Genomic DNA, 17590 nt, shown 5'->3' on the forward strand with positions numbered 1-17590 from the left:
TGGCGATCAACAAGGACGCCGAGGCCCCGATCTTCGACCTGGTCGACTACGGCGTGGTCGGCGACCTCTTCGAGGTCGTCCCGCAGCTCACCGAAGAGGTCAACACCCGCAAGGGCTGAGCCTGTTCGCACCGAAGGCCCCCGGGACCTCCCGGGGGCCTTCGCGCGTCCCCGTACGCCTACGCGAGCGTGAGCGTGGCCCGTACGGGCAGATGATCCGAGCACGCTTGAAGGGCGAGCTCTCGCGAGCGCGGCGTAGATTGAACGACATGGTGCGCAGCCTGCCGAGGCGCCGGTGGCCAGGGAGTGGCGAGGGCCGCGCCGAGGGTGGTCCTCAGGCCGAGTCTGCGGCTGAGGGGGCGGTCGTGGGGCATGCGTTCTCCTTCCGTCGCGGAACAGCGTGGGGGGAGCGCCGCCGATGCTGTGAGGTTCGCGCGAGACAGAAGTGAACGGATCGGGACCGGAGTGGTGAACGGTGCAGGTCCGGGGAGAAAGGGGGTGTTGACCAGATGGAAGGTACACAGATAACTTCGCCATACGGATTGTTGATTCCGTGAAGCGGAAAAGCGTGACGTGGAGGGTGTAAGGATGGGTCAGCAAGAGCAGGTGGCGACGAGCCTCGCGGGCGCGGTCAGCGAGGGCATCAGCGCGTCCCTCGCCCCGGTGGACGCCGAGTTGGAGCGCCGCTATCCCGGAGACCCAGGCACCCGCCAGCCGGTCCACACCGTGTACGTACCGGGTGAGGTCTTCGACGCGGACACCGTCCGCAGCTGGGGCGACCGCGCCCTCGCCGCCCTCGACGAGCACGCCCCGGACGCCGCCACCTTCGCCGAGGCCGTCGGCCTGAGCGACGAACTGGCCGAGCCGGTCTACGCGCGCGTGCGCGCCAAGCTGGAGCGCGAGCCGATTGAAGACCTCCGCGTGGACTTCGAGGACGGCTACAAGGGCAAGGACGAGGACCACGACGCCGCCCGCGCCGCCCGCATCATCGTCGAGGCGTACGAGAACGGCACCGCCGCCCCGTACATGGGCATCCGCATGAAGTGCATGGAGTCCCCGGTCCGCGACCGCGGCATCCGCACGCTCGACGTCTTCCTCACCGGCCTGATGGAGGCCGGCGGCCTGCCCGAGGGGCTCGTCCTGACCCTGCCGAAGGTGACGTACACCGAGCAGGTCACCGCGATGGTGCGGCTCGTCGAGGAGTTCGAGAAGGCCCGCGGCCTGGAGCCGGGCCGGATCGGCTTCGAGATCCAGATCGAGACCAGCCAGTCCATCCTCGCCGCCGACGGCACCGCCAACGTCGCCCGCATGATCGACGCCGCTGAGGGCCGCGCCACCGGCCTGCACTACGGCACCTTCGACTACAGCGCCTGCCTCGGCGTCTCCGCCGCGTACCAGGCCAGCGACCACCCGGCCGCCGACCACGCCAAGGCGATCATGCAGGTCGCCGCCGCCGGCACGGGCGTGCGCGTCTCCGACGGCTCCACCAACGTCCTGCCGGTCGGCTCCACCGCCCACGTCCACGAGGCCTGGAAGCTGCACTACGGCCTGACGAGGCGCGCCCTGGCCCGCGCGTACTACCAGGGCTGGGACATGCACCCGGCGCACATCCCCACCCGGTACGCCGCCGTGTTCGCCTTCTACCGGGAAGGCTTCGAGGCCGCCGGCAAGCGTCTCTCCGCCTACGCGAACCACGTCGACGGCGACGTGATGGACGAGCCCGCCACCGCCAAGGCCCTCGCCGGCTACCTGCTGCGCGGCCTCGACTGCGGCGCGCTCGACATCGCCGAGGTCGCCCGCCTCACCGGCCTGACCCGAGCCGACCTCGAGGGCTTCTCCTCGCCGCGCCGCGCGGCCCTCACAGCATCGGCCCAGTAACGGCCGCACGCGGTGTCACTGCTGCCCCTTAGTCTGTACGCGTCTTGGCAGTAGGCCGTACAGAGGATCGGGGCAGCGGTGGCTTCGGGGGAGAACCAACAGGGTGACGGCGTCGGCCGCCTGCTCGCGGGCCGGTACCGCGTCCAGGAGCAGCTCGGCCGCGGCGGCATGGGCATCGTCTGGCGGGCGGTCGACGAGGTCCTCGGCCGCCCGGTCGCCGTCAAGGAGCTGCGTACGTTCACGGACGCGGCCGCGACGGAGCTGTCCGCACTCCGCACCCGTATGCAGCGCGAGGCCAGAGCCGCCGCCCGGGTCCGGCACACCGGCGTCATCGCCGTGCACGACGTGGCGGAGGTCGACGGCCGCCCGCTGATCGTCATGGAGCTGGTCGACGGCCCGTCCCTGGACGACGTCCTGCGCGAGCGCGGCACGCTCCCGCCGCGCGAGGCCGCCGCCATCGGCGCCAAGGTCATGGAGGCGCTCGCCGCCGCCCATCAGGCGGGCGTCCTGCACCGCGACGTCAAGCCGGGCAACATCCTCCTGGAGCGCGGAGGGCGCGTCGTCCTCACCGACTTCGGCATCGCCATGGTCGACGACCCGGGGGACGGCAACTCCACCAACCTCACCCGCAGCGGCGAACTCGTCGGCTCCCTCGACTACTTGGCGCCCGAGCGAGCCCAGGGCCACGAGCCCGGCCCTGCCTCCGACATCTGGGCCCTCGGCGCGACGCTCTACGGCACGGTCGAGGGCAACGCCCCCTTCCGCCGCACGTCCACCTGGTCGACGCTCACCGCGATCGTCAGCGAACCGCTGCCCGCCCCGGTCCAGGCCGGCCCCCTCGCGCCGGTCCTCCAGCAGCTCATGGCGAAGGACCCGCAGGCCCGCCCCGACGCCGAGACGGCCGTCCGGCTCCTCACCGCCGTCGCCGAGTCGGACCGGGACGACGACACCACGGTGCTGCGCCCCGGCGCCCGGCCCACCCCCGGCGTCCCGCCCGTGCACGGAGCGCCGACGGTCGGCTCCGGCGGCTTCCCCGTCACGCCCCCGCCGGTCGGCAGCGGGCCGCAGTCACCCCATGGCCCGTACGCACCGGGCCCGTTCGGCGCGCACGGCGCGGACACCCCCAACGGCTCGGACACCCCGCTGGTCACTCCGGTCCCCGGCGCCCCGGCCGAGCGGGGGCGGCGCCGTGCGCTGATCGTCGCCGCTGCGGTGCTCGCGGTCCTCGCGGCGGGCGGCGGTGGGTACGCGTGGCTGGCCGGGGGAGACGGGCAGCGCGTCGAGGCGGGCGGCAGCGGAGGGCCGAGCGCGCCCGAGTCCCCGTCGAAGGAGGCGGGCCCGAGCGCGTCGGGCAAGCCCAAGCCGACCGAGCAGGGCGACAAGTCGCCTTCCCCCTCGGCGAGTTCACCGGACGGCTCCGCGGACAAGCCCGGCGAGGACGCCTCGAAGCCCGCGGCCGAGGGCGGCACCACGAGCGGCGGCTCCGACGGAGGAGCGGGCGGCGGCTCGGACGGCGGCGGCTCCACGGGCGGCGGTTCGGGCGGTACGTCGGGTGGCTCCGGCGGCGCCTCCGGAGGCTCGGGCTCGTCCGGCTCCTCGGGCGGCGGCGGAGAACCGGCGCCGGTCTGCCACCCCGCGGGCGGCGGCAAGTACAACTGCGACGTCTGGCGCACGGCCGACTCGTACACGGCGTCCGGTGCCAAGGCCGGCGTCCTCAACGCGGGCACCAACTACTTCTACTGCCAGCAGAACCTGGGCCGCCGCGAGACCTACCAGGGCTGGACGAACGTCTGGTGGGCCAAGACGGACGACGACAGCGGCAACACGAACGTGTTCGTCAGCGACGTCTACATCAAGGGCGGCGAGAACGACAAGCCCCTGCCGGGGTTGCCGGTCTGCTGAGCGGTGCCTACGCCCGCCCCCCCGAGCGGCCGCTGCAGCAGCAAGTCCGCCGCGTCCGCGAGGACTTGCTTGCGGGTGCGGTCGCCGTGGTCCGCGAGGAGGAAGTGTTCGCCGATCGCCGCGCAGAAGGCGAGCAGGCTGCGGGCCTCGACCTCGGCGGGGTCGGAGCAGAACGTGCCGATCATCTCCCGCAGCAGGTCCATGCGCCGGTTGTCCACGCGCCGCAGCCGCTCGGCGACGGACTCGTCGCGCCGGGCCCAGTCGCGGACGGCCAGGTCGAGGGGGAGCAGCCGGTCGTCGGAGAAGGTGAGGGCGGCCGCGCGCTGGATCCTGGTCTTGGGGTCGCCGCCTTCGTCCTCCACGCGGGCGATCACTTCGTCGATGCTCTCCCGCTCCCAGGTGTCGAGCATCTCCGTCAGGAGCGTGTCCCGGTCGGCGAAGTACCCGTAGAACCCGCCCTTGGTGACGCGCCGAGGGCCTTCGCGAGGGCCTCGACGCGTACGGCGTTCGGGCCGCCGGCGGCCAAAGCCCGCAGCCCTTCCTCGATCCACTTCTCACGCGGCGTACGGGGAGCGGCCACGGGGTTCCTACAAACACTGCTCAGGGGTCGACAGGGGACAGCGGGCAGGGGCCGGGGGGGGCAAGGCCCCGACTCTCAGTCCACCGGCGGGAGTTCGCCCGAGCCGCGCGTGACGAGCCGGGTCGCCAGCTCGAAGCGCTGGGCGGTGTCGGGCGCGCCGTCGAGCCGGTGGAACAGGCGCTCCGCCGCCGTACGGCCCAGCTGGGCGGCGTCCTGGGCGATCACCGTCACGCCGGGGCGCAGCAGGTCCGCCAGCTCGAAGTCGTCGAAGCCGACCAGGGCGACCGGGCGTTCGAGGTCGGCGAGGACCCGTACGACCGTGACCGTCACGCGATTGTTGCCCGCGAAGATCGCCGTGACCGGCTCGGGTCCGGAGAGTATGGCCTCGGCCGCCGAGCGGACCCGCTCCGGTGCCGTGGAGCCGAGCGAGACCCAGGAGTCGTGCACCGGAAGACCCGCCTCCGCCATCGCCGCGCGATAGCCGCGCAGGCGCTCGGCGGCCGTGTGGATGCGGGGCTGGTCGCCGATGAAGCCGATCCTGCGGTGACCGTGCGCGATCAGATGGGCCACGCCGTCGCGCGCGCCGCCGAAGTTGTCCGAGAGCACCACGTCCGCGTCGATCCGCCCGGCCGGGCGGTCCACGAAGACCGTGGCGACGCCCGCCTTCAGCTCCGGCTCCAGATAGCGGTGGTCGTCCCCGGCCGGGATCACCACCAGACCGTCGACCCGGCGCGCGCACAGGGCGAGCACCAACTCCTGTTCGCGGTCCGGGTCTTCGGCGCTGGAGCCGTTGATGAGCAGGGCGCCGTGCGCGCGGGCGACCTCCTCGACGGCGCGGCTGAGCGGACCGTAGAACGGGTCGGCGAGGTCCTCCAGTACGAGACCGATGCTGGCCGTGCGACCCTTGCGCAGGACCCGGGCGCTGTCGTTGCGCCGGAATCCGAGCGCCTCGATGGCTTCCTGGACGCGGCGCTCGGTGTCGGGCGTGACGCCGGGTTCGCCGTTGACGACGCGGGACACCGTCTTCAGGCCGACGCCGGCGCGGGCTGCGACGTCCTTCATCGTGGGACGGTTGCCGTAGCGGTGCTCGGGTCGGGCGGTCTCGGCCACGTGTGCTGTCCTGTTCTGGTGCAACGGAGCCCCGTGGGGCTCGGAGGGTCGGGGGTCGGCGGGTTCGACGGCTGTGCCGTCGAGCATAGAGCCTAGACAACGTTGTCAGTCTCGGTGGAGACTGTCCGTAGGTCCCCCCACCAGCGGAATGCCCAGCGGAACGCCCAGCAGAACGACCAGGAGATCCGACTCTGATGCAGAACGACATCGTCGCCGCGCTCGACATCGGCGGCACCAAGATCGCTGGTGCGCTCGTGGACCTGCACGGGCGGATCCTGGTGCGGGCCCAGCGCCCGACCCCGGCGCAGGAGGACGGCGAGACCGTGATGCGGGCCGTCGAGGCCGTCGTCGCCGAGCTGTCCACGTCGTCGCACTGGCCGCGGGCCCGCGCGCTCGGCATCGGCAGCGCGGGCCCCGTCGACGCGTCGAAGGGCACGGTCAGCCCGGTCAACGTACCGGGCTGGCGAGGCTTTCCGCTGGTCGAGCGCGTGGTGGCGGCGAGCGGCGGGCTGCCCGTGGAGCTGATCGGCGACGGTGTGGCCATCACCGCGGCCGAGCACTGGCAGGGCGCCGCGCAGGGGTACGACAACGCGCTGTGCATGGTCGTCTCGACGGGCGTCGGCGGCGGCCTGGTCCTGGGCGGGCGGCTGCACCCGGGCCCGACGGGCAACGCCGGGCACATCGGCCACATCAGCGTGGACCTGGACGGCGATCCGTGTCCCTGCGGGGCGCGCGGTTGCGTGGAGCGGATCGCCAGCGGGCCGAACATCGCGCGCCGAGCCGTCCGCGACGGCTGGGTTCCCGGGCCGGACGGCGACAGTTCGGCGGCCGCGGTCGCTGCGGCGGCGCGTGCGGGCGACCCGGTGGCGCGCGCCTCCTTCGAGCGCGCCGCCCAGGCGCTCGCGGCCGGGATCGCCGCGACGGCCACGCTCGTGGAGATCGACATCGCGGTGATCGGCGGGGGAGTGGCCAAGGCGGGCGACGTCCTGTTCACCCCGCTGCGCCGCGCCCTGCGCGACTACGCCACGCTCTCCTTCGTCAGCGGCCTGACCGTGACCCCGGCCGTCACCGGCACCGACGCGGGCCTGATCGGCGCGGCGGCCGCGGCCCTCGGGGCGCCGGGGCGGCGGCGGGACATGGTGGTGGGCGGCGGGGCGTGAGGGTTCTCTGCGCGGGCTGCCCAACGTACGTGTGACGTAGGGGAGTTGAGGCCCGCGCGCTCGCACCGGGCGCCACCGCGGGGGGTGCGCCCGCGTGCTTCCCGGTCTGCGTCACTGGCAGATGCCCGTATGGGAACCACGACCGGGGGAGAGCGCGTGCGGGCCGGGCAGGCGGGGATGGACTACATACGGCTGGCGGCCGTGCTCACCGACCCCGGAATGATCACCGAGGAGACGGCCGGGAGCGTGCTGGGATGGCCCTCGAGGTGCTGCGGTCGGCGGACGACCCGCGGGGGTTCCGCTGCGTCGAACAGCGGCGGGCGATTTTCGACGACGACATCATGGTCCTGGCCACAGCCGAGCAGCGCGAGGGCCTCAGCCGCGCACTGGGGCTGACGTTCCAGGCCCCGCTAGGCGGCTGCTGACCCCGAGGGGCCGAGTTCCGGCTCACCTAAGGCACGCCGGGCACGCCGGGCACGCCGGGCACGCCGCACTCTGCCGTCAGAACAGCACCACCGAACGCAGCACGTCCCCGCGGTGCATCCGCTCGAAGGCCGGCTCGACCTCGTCGAGCGCGATCGTCTCGGTCACGAACGACTTCAGGTCGAGCCGCCCCCGCAGATACAGGTCGATCAGCATCGGGCACCGTCGTCTCCGTACAGGCACCTCCCGCAGCGGGTCGCCGCCGTCGATGAACAGCCGTCCGCCGGGCGCGAGCACGGCCGCCGCGGACCGGTCGATCGCCACGACGTGCCCGGTGTCGAGCCGCGCGGCCACGGCTCGCGCGGCGGCGCCGGGTCCGCAGCCGATCTCCAGTACGCGCAGCTGCGGTTCGAGCGGGAGCGCGTCGACGGCGCGGGCGAGGCGCGGGGAGAGGGCGGACATGGCATCGACGGTACGCCGGGCCGTCCCCTCCGGCGCGTCGCAGAAACGGCTGGCGGGCGTCGGTGCGGCCTGGGTAGCGTCCCGGCTCGTGACCTCTTCCGTGCCGTCTTCTGTGCCGTCTTCCGTGACGCCTGCCGTGACGTCTTCAGTGGCCTCTTCCGTGCCCTCTTCCGTGAGCCCGTCAGGCGCTCCGGCCACGGCAGTTGAGCCGTTGCGGCCGGCGTCCGGTACGCCGCGTCTGCGCACCCGCCGCCTCTGCCTCGACCCGTACGTCCCCGGCGACGAGGACGGGTTCGTCGCGCTGTTCGGGGACCCGCGGGTGCATCGGTGGATGGGCGACGGCACGTCGTCGGAGGACGCGGACCGGGCCCTGTTCGGGCGGATCTTCAGCAAGGTGTACGCGCGGCGGCTCTTCGACGTATGGGCCGTGCGGTACGAGGCGCGGCTGATCGGGCACGCCGAGATCAAGCCGACCGAGGAGAGCGGCGGCCACGAACTCGTCTACGCCCTGCACCCCGACACCTGGGGCCGCGGCCTCGGGCGCGAGCTCGCCGGGGCGATCGCAGCCCACGGCTTCGGCACCCTGGGACTGACCGAGGTGCACGCCACCGTGGCCGCGCCGAACGAGGCCTCGCTCGCGCTGCTGCACCGGCTCGGCTTCGTCCACGTCCGCGACCTCACCGAGGACGACGGCAGCACGACCCGGCTCCTCACCCTGCACGCCGCCCCGCTCCCGTAGGTCCTGTCTTCAATCTCCCGTCTGCCCCGCGGCGCCATGCACGCACTCTCGCCGCACCGGGCGAAGACCCAAGTAGCTCCGCTACGAGGGCCTGCGCCCGGCACGCCGAGAGCACGCACCTGATGCCGCGGAGCCGCCCTTCGGGCGACGACGGGAGATTGAAGACAGGACCTAGGCCCGCGCCCCGCGCGACACGCCTGACATGCAGGGGCAGCGCGGGCCGCTTACGGTCGTGGCACGTGCTCGAACCCGTGCGCGACCGCCCGCCGCCGCTGAACCCGGCGGCCACCACAGACCGGTTCCCGGCCACCACAGACCGGTGGACCGCAGAGCGGGCGGGGAGGTCCGTTGAGGCCCGGACTTCCCCGCTCTTCCTTGGACGAGGGCGTCAGTGCTGGTCCGCGAGGCGGCGGCCGCCCTCCAGGAGGGTCTTCAGGGCCGAGAGGATCATGATCCAGCCGCCACTGACGCTCTCCAGCATCTTGCTGTCCGGGCCGTCGAAGCCGTCGTGCGTGATCGTCAGCTTCACCCCGGCCGAGTCCTCCTCGGCGGGCTCGATGTCGAAGGTGACCTGGGAGCGTTCCTTGACGGCCTGCTCCCACTCCTCGTCCGAGGTGATGCCGATCATCTCGCGGTGCATGGGCTGCAGCGTGTGCCAGGTGTACGAGAGGCGCCGGCCGGGGACGGCCTCCAGGACCCGCTGGCCGAGCTCCTCCGCCTCGCCGTCGGGGCCCATCTTCCACTTGACCGTCGAGCCGACCTCCCAGGTGGACTGCGGACCCCAGCCGTCCATGTACTCCTTGATGAACTCCCAGTCGGTGAGCGCCTCGTAGAGCTTCTCCGGGGTGGTCTGGATGTACGTCACGTAGATGAACTCGGGCTTGCTCATGGTGCTTCCTTCCAGATTCCGCTTGAGGCGGGAGAGGCTCGCGAGGCGGCCCCGTTCGTACTGTCCGATCCAGCGGTCGGCGATCTCCTGGATCGGGACCGGGTTGAGGTAGTGCAGCTTTTCGCGGCCGCGCCGGACGGTCGATATCAGCCGGGCCGACTCCAGGACCGCCAGGTGTTTGCTGACCGCCTGCCGGCTCATGTCGAGCCCCTCGCCGAGCTCTCGCAGGCTCTGCCCGTTGCGGTCGTTCAGCCGGTCGAGCAGTGCCCGGCGACTCGGATCGGCGAGTGCGCGGAACACGTCGTCCATCGTCACGTCCGCCATTATAGGCAACCATTTGGTTGCCCTTCAAGCGTCGCTGTACGGGGGCCCGACGGGGCAGGGGAGTGTGCGGGACTCAGGCCGTCCAGTGGCCGGGGCGCGTCACCGTGTCCGGGAGCTGGGTGTGCTCGTCGCCGCGCGCCGCGTTGACCTGCGCCTGGGTCAGGAACAGCGCGCCGCGCAGGTCCGCGCCGGACAGGTCGGCGTCCCGCAGGTCGGCGCCGATGACGTCGGCCGTGCGCAGGTCCGCGCCCGCGAGGTCGGCGGCGATCAGGAGGGCGCCGCGGAGGTTGGCGCCGCGCAGGTCGGCCTGGCGGAAGCGGGCGCCGATGAGGTCGGCGCCGCGGTGATTCTTGTTCTTGCGCGGCTTCTTGCCCGGGGTCTTGCCCGAGGTCTGGCCTGTCTTCCGGTCTGTCTTCTGGTCTGTCTTCTGGCTTGGCTTCCGGCTGTGCTTCTGGCTTTGCTTCTCGTCCGTCGTCCGGCCCGGCTTGTCGTCCGGTACGGCGGCACGCGCCAGCTCGCTCGCGCGCAGCAGCAGGACGTTGATCTCGCCGCGCAGCGCGGCCACGTCGACCGCGATCACCGTCTCGGCGTCCGCGCGCGTCAGGGCCCGTACGTCGTCGAGGGCGCTCCGGAGGTCCGCCCGCAGGGGCCGGGAGGTCGGCAGGGCCAGGGCCTCGTTCACGTACCAGAGGAGTTCGTGCAGGTGGCGCATCACCGGGAAGACCGCGAACATCTGCCGCGAGCTGTCCGGCTCGGCGCGCCAGTCGCGGCCGCCGAACGTCACCTGCGAGACCTGCTGGCCGGCGCCGAAGCAGTCGTAGACCGTGCAGCCCGGGTAGCCGCTCTCGCGCAGCCGGGCGTGGATGCCGCAGCCGAAGTCGGTGCGCAGATTGCCGCAGGGCGTGCCCGCGGCCTTGTCCGCCGCGAAGTCCGAGGAGGCCGCGAACGGCAGGGCCACGCAGCAGAGCCCGAAGCAGTTGGCGCAGTCCGCCTTCAGCTCGTCCCGGGCGACTCCGACCGCCGAGGGTTCTGCTGCGGCGCGGCGGTCAGGGGCGGCGGCGGACGCGGACTGCTTCGACAAGGCGGTGGGTCTCCAGATACGGGACGTGGCGGGCGGCATGCCCGGGCGGGAGCGCCGGACGTCCATTGTCCCCGACCGGCCACGACGGCCCGCACCGGGAGAGCCCACCCTGGCCGCACCGGAGCGCCCCCGGTCAACCCTCGCGCGCAGTGCGCCTGCGCGCCAGGACGTCCTCCACGTCGTACGGCTTGATGCCGAGCGGTGGGCCGGGCGGCGGGCGGAGGAGCATGCTGGTGATCTTCTTGTTGATCTCCGTCAGGATCCTGCGCGCGGTCGCCTCGGTCGGTGCCGCCTCCGCCGCCGCGAGCGCGTCCTCGGCCTCCTTGCGGAGAGCCAGGGCGGGCGGGAGCACGGAGATGTTCTCGCGGCGCATCTTCTCCTTCAGCCACCACTGTTCGTCGTAGGGACGGTCGAGGCCGGGGAGCGGCCGGCCGATGCCGGGCAGCTCGGCGAAGTCGCCGCGCTGTTCCGCCTCCCGGATCTGTCTGTCGACCCAGGACTCGAAGCTGACGGCGGGGGGTTTCCGCTCGGTCACCGTGCGCTCCTCTCGGAGATCGGAGGTCGGAGGTTGGAGGTCTGTCTACGCGTATCCCCACGGTACGTCGGGCCGGTCACCGCGTGCGGCGGACGTGGGTCGCGTCCGTACGGCGGTCTCCGTACGGGTACCGCGTGATTCGCGTGGGGTTCGGCCGGGAAATGGCGCGATGTCGCCCCAACGTCCGGGATGGGGACGTAGGTTGGCGGTGCGGGGGAGTGTGACGGCGCAATCGGTGCGTTTCAGGCCGAGTGGCGCCGTACCGTACCCCAGGGGGCACACGAGCACGGACCGCGCACGCGGCGCCCGCTCGCGCGCATCGACACGGGCCCTCGCCCGGCAGCCGGACGGAGGAGCGATGTCCACGCAGAGCCACCGCCTGACCATCACCGAGCTCTCCGCCCGGCAGGAGTCAGCCGTGCTGCGCGTCAGCGGCGAACTCGACCACAACGTCGAGCAGTTCTTCCTCAGCACCCTCGGCACGAGCGTCGCCGCCGGTCGTGTGCACCTCGTCCTGGACGTCACGGCCCTCGCGTTCTGCGACTCGCGCGGCCTCAACTGCCTGCTCGCCATCCGCTGGCTGCTCGCCCGGCGCGGCGGTCTGCTGGTCCTCGCGGGGGTGGGCCGTCGCCTCGCCGAACTCCTCGCCCAGACCGGAAGCACGGAGCTGCTGCCCGCCCGCCGCACCGTCGCCCAGGCGCTCGCCGACCTCCCCGAGGAGCACCGCCCCGACTGGCCGCCGCACCGTGACGACACCGGCGCGCAGGAGACCCGCGCGCCGGTCGGCGAGGGCTAGGGACGGGCCTGAGTCCGCCGCGCACTGGCCGAAACGCCGATCAATCGTGGCTGATCGACCAACTGTGCCCTTGTATACGTCGGTTGAAGGGATGAACCGGCCAGGTCTGGACAGGCGATGCACGCGGGCACCGTGACCGTCCGCGAACGCAAGGCACTCGCAGGCATCCGACGATCGAAGGGTTCTCCCACATCGTGCGACCGGCCCAGGAGTTCGGCGACAACCCCGTCGCAGTCAGGCAAACCGGCCACTACACGGAGGAATACGTTCCCAGCTTCGTCGAGAAGTGGGACTCGCTCATCGACTGGCAGAAACGAGAGGAGAGCGAAGGCAATTTCTTCGTCGATCTGCTGCGCAAACGAGGCGTGAAGAGCGTCCTCGACGTGGCGACCGGCACCGGCTTCCACTCCGTGCGGCTGCTCGCCGCCGGCTTCGAGACCGTCAGCGCCGACGGCAGCGCGGAGATGCTCTCCAAGGCCTTCGCCAACGGCATGAAGGACGGCGGCCACATCATGCGTGTGGTGCAGGCCGACTGGCGCTGGCTCAACCGCGACGTGCACGGCGAGTACGACGCCATCGTGTGCCTCGGCAACTCCTTCACGCACCTCTTCGCCGAACGCGACCGCCGCAAGGCCCTCGCCGAGTTCTACGCGATGCTCAAACACGACGGCATCCTCGTCCTCGACCAGCGCAACTACGACGCGATCCTCGACGACGGCTACACCAGCAAGCACAAGTACTACTACTGCGGCGACGACGTCGAGGTGGAGCCGGAGTACGTCGACGACGGGCTGTGCCGCATGAGGTACCGGTTCCCGGACGAGTCCGTCTACCACCTCAACATGTTCCCGCTGCGCAGGGACTACACCCGCAAGCTCATGACCGACGTGGGCTTCCAGCGGGTCGAGACGTACGGCGACTTCCAGCACACCTACCGGGGTGAGCAGCCGGACTTCTTCGTGCACGTCGCGGAGAAGGAGTACCGCGTCGACGACACCGACGCCCGCTACTCCGGCGCCGTCAGCACCGCCCGTACGTACTACAACTCACCCGACGCCGACACGTTCTACGCCAAGGTGTGGGGCGGCGAGGACATCCACATCGGCCTGTACGAGCAGCCCGGCGAGCCCATCGCCGACGCGAGCCGCCGCACGGTCGAGCGGATGGCCGGCAAACTCCCGCTGACGAAGGAATCCGTGGTCCTCGACCTCGGCTCCGGGTACGGCGGGTCCGCCCGACTGCTCGCCGAGCGGTACGGCTGCAAGGTGCTCGCCCTCAACCTCAGCGAGGTCGAGAACCAGCGGCACCGCCAGCTGAACGCGGCCCGCGGCCTCACCGACCGCATCGAGGTCGTGGACGGCTCCTTCGAGAGCATCCCGTACGGAGACGCCGAGGTCGACGTCGTCTGGTCCCAGGACGCCTTCCTGCACAGCGGCAACCGCGCCACGGTGCTCCGGGAGATAGCCCGCGTCCTCAAACCGGGCGGCCGGCTGATCTTCACCGACCCGATGGCCACGGACGACTGCCCGCCCGGGGTGCTCCAGCCGATCCTGGACCGGATCCACCTCGACGACATGGGCTCACCCGGCTTCTACCGCAAGGAACTTCGCGACCTCGGCTTCACCCCCGGGGACGCGGCCGACGCGGACGGCTTCGAGGAGCATCGCGAGCAACTCTCCACGCACTACGCGCGCGTGCTCGCGGAAACCAACCGCCAGGAGAAGGAGGGCCTCGCCCGCGAGGTGAGCCACGACTACCTCGCCCAGATGAAGAAGGGCCTCGGCCACTGGGTCGACGGCGGCCGGCGCGGACATCTGACGTGGGGGATCTTCCACTTCGTGCGCGGCTGAGGTGTGACGGGGACGGCGGCGCTCACCGTACCTTCGGTGGTGCGCCGCCGTTCTCGCCCCAAGTCCCCTGTGAGACACGCCATGTGACGGTAATTCAGAATCCGCTTGCACCCCTCCCGGCGTGCCGCGATATTGATCCCCTGCCGAGTCGCCACACCGTCGTGGCTGCCGGGCGCGGGAGGGCGGGGCATGGCGCAGCAATGGCCGGGCAGGTCCACGCGGGACCAGTCCGTACACGCGTACCTGAAGGCCCGGGTGCTGCCGCAGGGACAGGCCGCCGCGGAGCGCCGGACGGCCGCCGCCGGAGTCCCCTTCACGCTGATCCTCGGCCCGCGCGGCAGCGGCAAGACCACCTTGCTCGACGCGCTCGCGGGGCACGCCGCACTCCTGCCGATGGCACACCTCGACCTGATGCGGTTCGCGCAGGGCGACAAACAGCCCGTGGACGTGCTCCACGAAGTGGCGTTCACGCTGCAGGCGCGCCGTGAGCACCCGCCCCATCTGACCCTCAGCGGCTACGAGTTGACCCGCAGGGCGCTCGCCGTCCCCGTAGGTCACATGGGTCGCGAGGACGCCCGCCGCGCCATGGCCGAGGCGCTCGCGATCCCGCTGGGCAGACGCCTCGCCACGGCCATCGAGGTCGGGCAGATAGCCGGGCCGCTCGTCGGCCTGCCACCGCTCGCCACCGCCGTCCTCCAACTCGTCCCGCTGGCCGAACGGACCAGGGCCTGGGGCCGGTTGCAGACCTCGCTCGGCACCCGCGGCAGCCTCACGTCCACGGTCTCCGCCCTGGACAAGCTCGTCGCCGTCAGCAGCGACTACCACGTCACCGAACGCGGCGGGAGGCACCGGGCCGAACGCGAGATCTTCGACGCCTTCCTCACCGACCTGGTACGCGCCTACGAGGACAAGGAGTGGGCCGCCCGCTGCCTGGTCCTCCTCGACAACGCCGACAACCGGCTCGGCCGCCGCTTCCTCGACCTCCTGGAGGCCGCCCGAACCCCCCACCCCGGCGACCCCCTCGTCCTCTTCGCCACCACCGGCAGCTACCCCGGCGCAGCACCCCAGCCCGGCCCCACCGCCGTCGGACTCTGGCCACCGGGCAGACCCTTCGCACCCGAACCGCTGGAGAGCGGCCGGGTCCTCGGGCGGCTGCGCAACCTCACCCGCGCCGAGGTGCAGGAACAGGCCGCCGAGGTGCTGGGGGCCGTGCCCGCGCCGACCGGGCCGCCCGCCCTCGGCGCCGTCGGCGTGAGCTGGCTCGGCTGGATCGTGCACGAACTCACCCGCGGCCACCCCGCCGCCACAAGCCACGTCCTCGACGAACTCCTCGACTGCCGCGCCACCACCCCCTGGGACGAACGCCTGCGCCGCGTCCTCGAACCCGGCCCGCGCAGCGGCCAGTTGCTCGACCGGCTGCTGCCCCTCGGCCTCTCGCACGAGCTGCGGCGCATCCTGCGACAGGCCGCCGTCGCCCCCGACCTCGCCGAGTCCCTGGTCTCCGACGGCCTGCCCGAAGGCGCCGCGGGCCCGCCCGCCGGACTCTTCGAGTTCTGCTCCGACCCGCTGCGCACCCTGCACATCGACACGGGCGAGGAACGGCGCGACGGCGGCCCCGGCGTGCCCCACCCCGCCCTGCGCCGCCTCCTCCTCGGCGGCCTCGGCGGGCTCGGTGGCCTCGGCGGGCTCGGTGGCCCTGACGGCCCCGGTGAGCCTGGTGGCCCCGGTGGCCCTGGCGGCCCGGTCGCCGAGCACACCCGCCGCCGCGCCGCAGCCCACGCCCGCGCCGACCGGCGCGCCGAGGCCTACCACGCCCTCGCCCTCGGTGAACTCCCCTTCGCCGCCGCCTACTTGGACGACACCTTCGGCACCGGCGACGTCCGCGACTGGTGCGCCGACCTCTGCAGGCTCCGCCGCGCCCCGCTGCCCGCCCCGCGCGAGGACGACGACCACCGGCCGTGGCGACGGTACGAGCACCTCGTACGGCATCTCGACGACGACTCGGTCGGCCCGCGCCTGCGGACCATCACGCGCCTCCTCGCGGCGAGCTGGATCAGCCCCGAGCCGCCCGAGGACCCGGCGACCGACCTGGTCGGTGACCCGTACGGAGACCCGCTCGCCGATCCGTACGCCGAGCTCTATCCGGAGATCAACGCCCGTTTCAACACCTTGGCCGCAGCGCACACCGGGGACGTCGTCTGGGTGGCGACCCTGTTGCAGAAGGCCCAGCAGTACAGCAAGGAGCCGTGGTAGCCGTGAACGCGCATGCCGGGGACGACCGCAACGACGATCCTGAACTCCCGTACGGGCCGGGCCCCTTCGAGCCCGAGCCCGGCGACGTCATCCGCCCGCCGAGCGCGCCCCCGAGGCGTGGCCTGCGTGCCCTCGTCGTGGCGTTCGCCGTGCTCGTCGCGGCCGTCGCCGGGTACCTCCTGCTGATACGTGAGCCCGAGTGCGCCGACGGCATCGCCGAGACGTCGGACGGCCAGTGCGTCGGCATCAGCGACGGCGCGCACGCCTTCCCCGGACTCGTCGGCATCAGCGCGAAGATCCACGAGGAGAACCGGCGCGTCGCGGACGAAAGCCCGTCACCGTCGTCCACATGGAATCCATGTCCGGCGGCTCCGCCGACCGCGGCAAGGAAGCCACCGTCGAGGCCGTCACCGGCGCCCACCTCGCCCAGCGCACCGTCAACCACGAGCGCGGCACCCTGCCCCGGATCCGGCTGCTCCTCGCCAACACCGGCAACAACGACGCCCACGCCGACGACGTCGTGGACGCCATCCTCGCACTCAAGGAGACCGAGCGGCTCGCCGCTGTCGTCGGCGTCGGGCAGAGCAACTCCCGCACCCTGAAAGCCGTACGACGCCTGCGCGACGCCGGGGTGCCGACGGTCGGCGCGACCGTCGCCGCCGACCAGTTCGTGTCCTCAAGGGCCGGGTTCTTCCGCGTCTCCTTCCCCGCGAGCGACCAGGCCCAGGCGGCCGCCGCGTACCTGAAGAAGGAGCAGGACGCCGCCGAGGCCGCCGCACGGAAGAAGGGCGAGAAGGCCGACTACGACGTCCAGGTCGTCTGGGACCGCAAGGAGGACGACGGCTACAACAAGGCGCTGCGCGAGACCTTCGAGAAGGCCGCGAAACAGCGCGGCGTGCATGTCAGGCCCGGCTTCATCCCCGTCTGGTCCGACGCGGGCGGCGGCGCCGGCAACGCCCTGCACGGCGCCGCCGACAAGATCTGCCGCGAGGGCGAACAGCGTCCCGACGCCGTGTACTTCGCGGGCCGCGGCCGGGAGATCCGCAGCCTGATCGAGGCGGCGGGCGAGGGCGGCCGCAGCTGCCCGGTCACGCTCGTCTCCGGCTCCAGCGCGGTCGGCGTCTTCTTCGACACGACCGGCGCGAGCCGCACCGAGGAGCTCAGGACCCTCGGCGAACGCTGGTCCGCCTCGGGCATGAAGGTCCTCTACACCGCGTTCACCCACCCCCGCGTCGCCGCGAAGACGTACGGCGACGGCGCCAACTCCCCGTACCCGAAGTTCGAACGCGACTACCTCGCCGTACGCGGCGGCACCCCCGCCCCGCTCGCCGACGGGCAGGCCATGCTCGGGCACGACGCGCTGCTCGCCGTGGGGCGCGCCGCGCGGGCCGCGTACGCGCACTACCCGGGCAGCAAGGACGTCGCCGCCGACGTGCGGGCGGAGCTCGGCCAGCTCAACAACGGGAACGCCGTGCGCGGGGTCACCGGGAAGGTCGCCTTCCACGAGCAGACCGGCGAGCCCGTCGAACGCCCCATGGCCCTGGTCCGGCTCCACCGGCCGGGGACGGAGGAGGGGCGGTTCGAGTACGTGGAGGCGCTGTACCCGTAA

Annotated in this window: 13 protein-coding genes and 3 pseudogenes; 10 read left to right on the forward strand and 6 right to left on the reverse strand. The window is 72.4% G+C overall.

Going from position 1 to position 17590, the window contains the following annotated elements:
* The 3 genes and pseudogenes from RCO28_RS08125 to RCO28_RS08135 form a co-directional block, all read left to right on the forward strand.
* Nucleotides 1-119 (forward strand): annotated as a pseudogene (locus RCO28_RS08125) (electron transfer flavoprotein subunit alpha/FixB family protein); the annotation flags it as partial.
* 468 nt (nucleotides 120-587) lie between these two features.
* Complete coding sequence (locus RCO28_RS08130; RefSeq protein WP_308940317.1) at nucleotides 588-1877, forward strand: DUF6986 family protein; 1290 nt, start codon at nucleotides 588-590, stop codon at nucleotides 1875-1877.
* 78 nt (nucleotides 1878-1955) lie between these two features.
* Nucleotides 1956-3779 carry a protein kinase gene (locus tag RCO28_RS08135; RefSeq protein ID WP_308940318.1) on the forward strand — a complete coding sequence of 608 codons (1824 nt, stop codon included), beginning with the start codon at nucleotides 1956-1958 and terminating at the stop codon, nucleotides 3777-3779.
* Here the strand turns inward: RCO28_RS08135 and RCO28_RS08140 are convergent.
* Both RCO28_RS08140 and RCO28_RS08145 read right to left on the reverse strand, forming a co-directional pair.
* Nucleotides 3725-4359 (reverse strand): annotated as a pseudogene (locus RCO28_RS08140) (TetR/AcrR family transcriptional regulator). The gene RCO28_RS08135 and the pseudogene RCO28_RS08140 sit on opposite strands and share 55 nt — an antisense overlap.
* A gap of 75 nt (nucleotides 4360-4434) precedes the next feature.
* Complete coding sequence (locus RCO28_RS08145) at nucleotides 4435-5421, reverse strand: LacI family DNA-binding transcriptional regulator (RefSeq protein WP_308940725.1); 987 nt, start codon at nucleotides 5419-5421, stop codon at nucleotides 4435-4437.
* A 242-nt stretch (nucleotides 5422-5663) separates the two neighbouring features.
* On the opposite strand from RCO28_RS08145, the gene RCO28_RS08150 reads away from it, so the two are divergent.
* The gene (locus RCO28_RS08150; protein WP_308940319.1) at nucleotides 5664-6629 is read left to right on the forward strand and encodes an ROK family protein; all 966 of its coding nucleotides are present in this window, start codon (nucleotides 5664-5666) and stop codon (nucleotides 6627-6629) included.
* Nucleotides 6630-6883: 254 nt separating this feature from the next.
* Nucleotides 6884-7054 (forward strand): hypothetical protein, encoded by a 171-nt coding sequence (locus RCO28_RS08155; RefSeq protein WP_308940320.1) that lies wholly within the window; start codon nucleotides 6884-6886, stop codon nucleotides 7052-7054.
* 76 nt (nucleotides 7055-7130) lie between these two features.
* On the opposite strand, the pseudogene RCO28_RS08160 reads toward RCO28_RS08155, so the two are convergent.
* Nucleotides 7131-7280, reverse strand: a pseudogene (locus tag RCO28_RS08160) (S-(hydroxymethyl)mycothiol dehydrogenase); the annotation flags it as partial.
* A gap of 406 nt (nucleotides 7281-7686) precedes the next feature.
* Between RCO28_RS08160 and RCO28_RS08165 the strand changes: the two are divergent.
* Nucleotides 7687-8253 carry a GNAT family N-acetyltransferase gene (locus RCO28_RS08165; RefSeq protein ID WP_308940321.1) on the forward strand — a complete coding sequence of 189 codons (567 nt, stop codon included), beginning with the start codon at nucleotides 7687-7689 and terminating at the stop codon, nucleotides 8251-8253.
* 388 nt (nucleotides 8254-8641) lie between these two features.
* Here RCO28_RS08165 and RCO28_RS08170 read toward each other — a convergent pair whose 3' ends face one another.
* The 3 genes from RCO28_RS08170 to RCO28_RS08180 all read right to left on the reverse strand — a co-directional run bounded on the left by RCO28_RS08170 (nucleotide 8642) and on the right by RCO28_RS08180 (nucleotide 11082).
* The gene (locus tag RCO28_RS08170) at nucleotides 8642-9451 is read right to left on the reverse strand and encodes a metalloregulator ArsR/SmtB family transcription factor (RefSeq protein WP_308940726.1); all 810 of its coding nucleotides are present in this window, start codon (nucleotides 9449-9451) and stop codon (nucleotides 8642-8644) included.
* Between the two features lie 88 nt (nucleotides 9452-9539).
* Nucleotides 9540-10463: a pentapeptide repeat-containing protein gene (locus tag RCO28_RS08175; protein WP_308940727.1), complete on the reverse strand. Its 924-nt coding sequence runs from the start codon at nucleotides 10461-10463 to the stop codon at nucleotides 9540-9542.
* A gap of 217 nt (nucleotides 10464-10680) precedes the next feature.
* Nucleotides 10681-11082 (reverse strand): DUF1992 domain-containing protein, encoded by a 402-nt coding sequence (locus tag RCO28_RS08180; protein ID WP_308940322.1) that lies wholly within the window; start codon nucleotides 11080-11082, stop codon nucleotides 10681-10683.
* Between the two features lie 358 nt (nucleotides 11083-11440).
* On the opposite strand from RCO28_RS08180, the gene RCO28_RS08185 reads away from it, so the two are divergent.
* From RCO28_RS08185 to RCO28_RS08200, 4 genes are all read left to right on the forward strand, one after another.
* A complete protein-coding gene (locus tag RCO28_RS08185; protein WP_308940323.1) occupies nucleotides 11441-11878 on the forward strand; it encodes an STAS domain-containing protein in 438 nt (145 codons plus the stop codon).
* Nucleotides 11879-12072: 194 nt separating this feature from the next.
* Nucleotides 12073-13728, forward strand: a complete 1656-nt coding sequence (locus RCO28_RS08190; RefSeq protein WP_308940324.1) for a methyltransferase domain-containing protein — start codon at nucleotides 12073-12075, stop codon at nucleotides 13726-13728.
* A gap of 189 nt (nucleotides 13729-13917) precedes the next feature.
* Nucleotides 13918-15981: an ATP-binding protein gene (locus RCO28_RS08195; protein ID WP_308940325.1), complete on the forward strand. Its 2064-nt coding sequence runs from the start codon at nucleotides 13918-13920 to the stop codon at nucleotides 15979-15981.
* 349 nt (nucleotides 15982-16330) lie between these two features.
* Nucleotides 16331-17590, forward strand: coding sequence for an ABC transporter substrate-binding protein (locus tag RCO28_RS08200; RefSeq protein WP_308940326.1), 1260 nt, complete (start codon nucleotides 16331-16333; stop codon nucleotides 17588-17590).

The organism is Streptomyces sp. LHD-70, from assembly GCF_031157275.1.
Lineage (GTDB): Bacteria > Actinomycetota > Actinomycetes > Streptomycetales > Streptomycetaceae > Streptomyces.

Bases quoted from the DNA above. Each gene is read 5' to 3' on its own strand.
- RCO28_RS08145 (WP_308940725.1), bottom strand. From the start codon at position 5,421: ATGAAGGACGTCGCAGCCCGCGCCGGCGTCGGCCTGAAGACGGTGTCC.
- RCO28_RS08150 (WP_308940319.1), top strand. From the start codon at position 5,664: ATGCAGAACGACATCGTCGCCGCGCTCGACATCGGCGGCACCAAGATC.
- RCO28_RS08130 (WP_308940317.1), top strand. From the start codon at position 588: ATGGGTCAGCAAGAGCAGGTGGCGACGAGCCTCGCGGGCGCGGTCAGC.
- RCO28_RS08200 (WP_308940326.1), top strand. From the start codon at position 16,331: ATGGAATCCATGTCCGGCGGCTCCGCCGACCGCGGCAAGGAAGCCACC.
- RCO28_RS08195 (WP_308940325.1), top strand. From the start codon at position 13,918: ATGGCGCAGCAATGGCCGGGCAGGTCCACGCGGGACCAGTCCGTACAC.
- RCO28_RS08185 (WP_308940323.1), top strand. From the start codon at position 11,441: ATGTCCACGCAGAGCCACCGCCTGACCATCACCGAGCTCTCCGCCCGG.
- RCO28_RS08155 (WP_308940320.1), top strand. From the start codon at position 6,884: ATGGCCCTCGAGGTGCTGCGGTCGGCGGACGACCCGCGGGGGTTCCGC.
- RCO28_RS08170 (WP_308940726.1), bottom strand. From the start codon at position 9,451: ATGGACGACGTGTTCCGCGCACTCGCCGATCCGAGTCGCCGGGCACTG.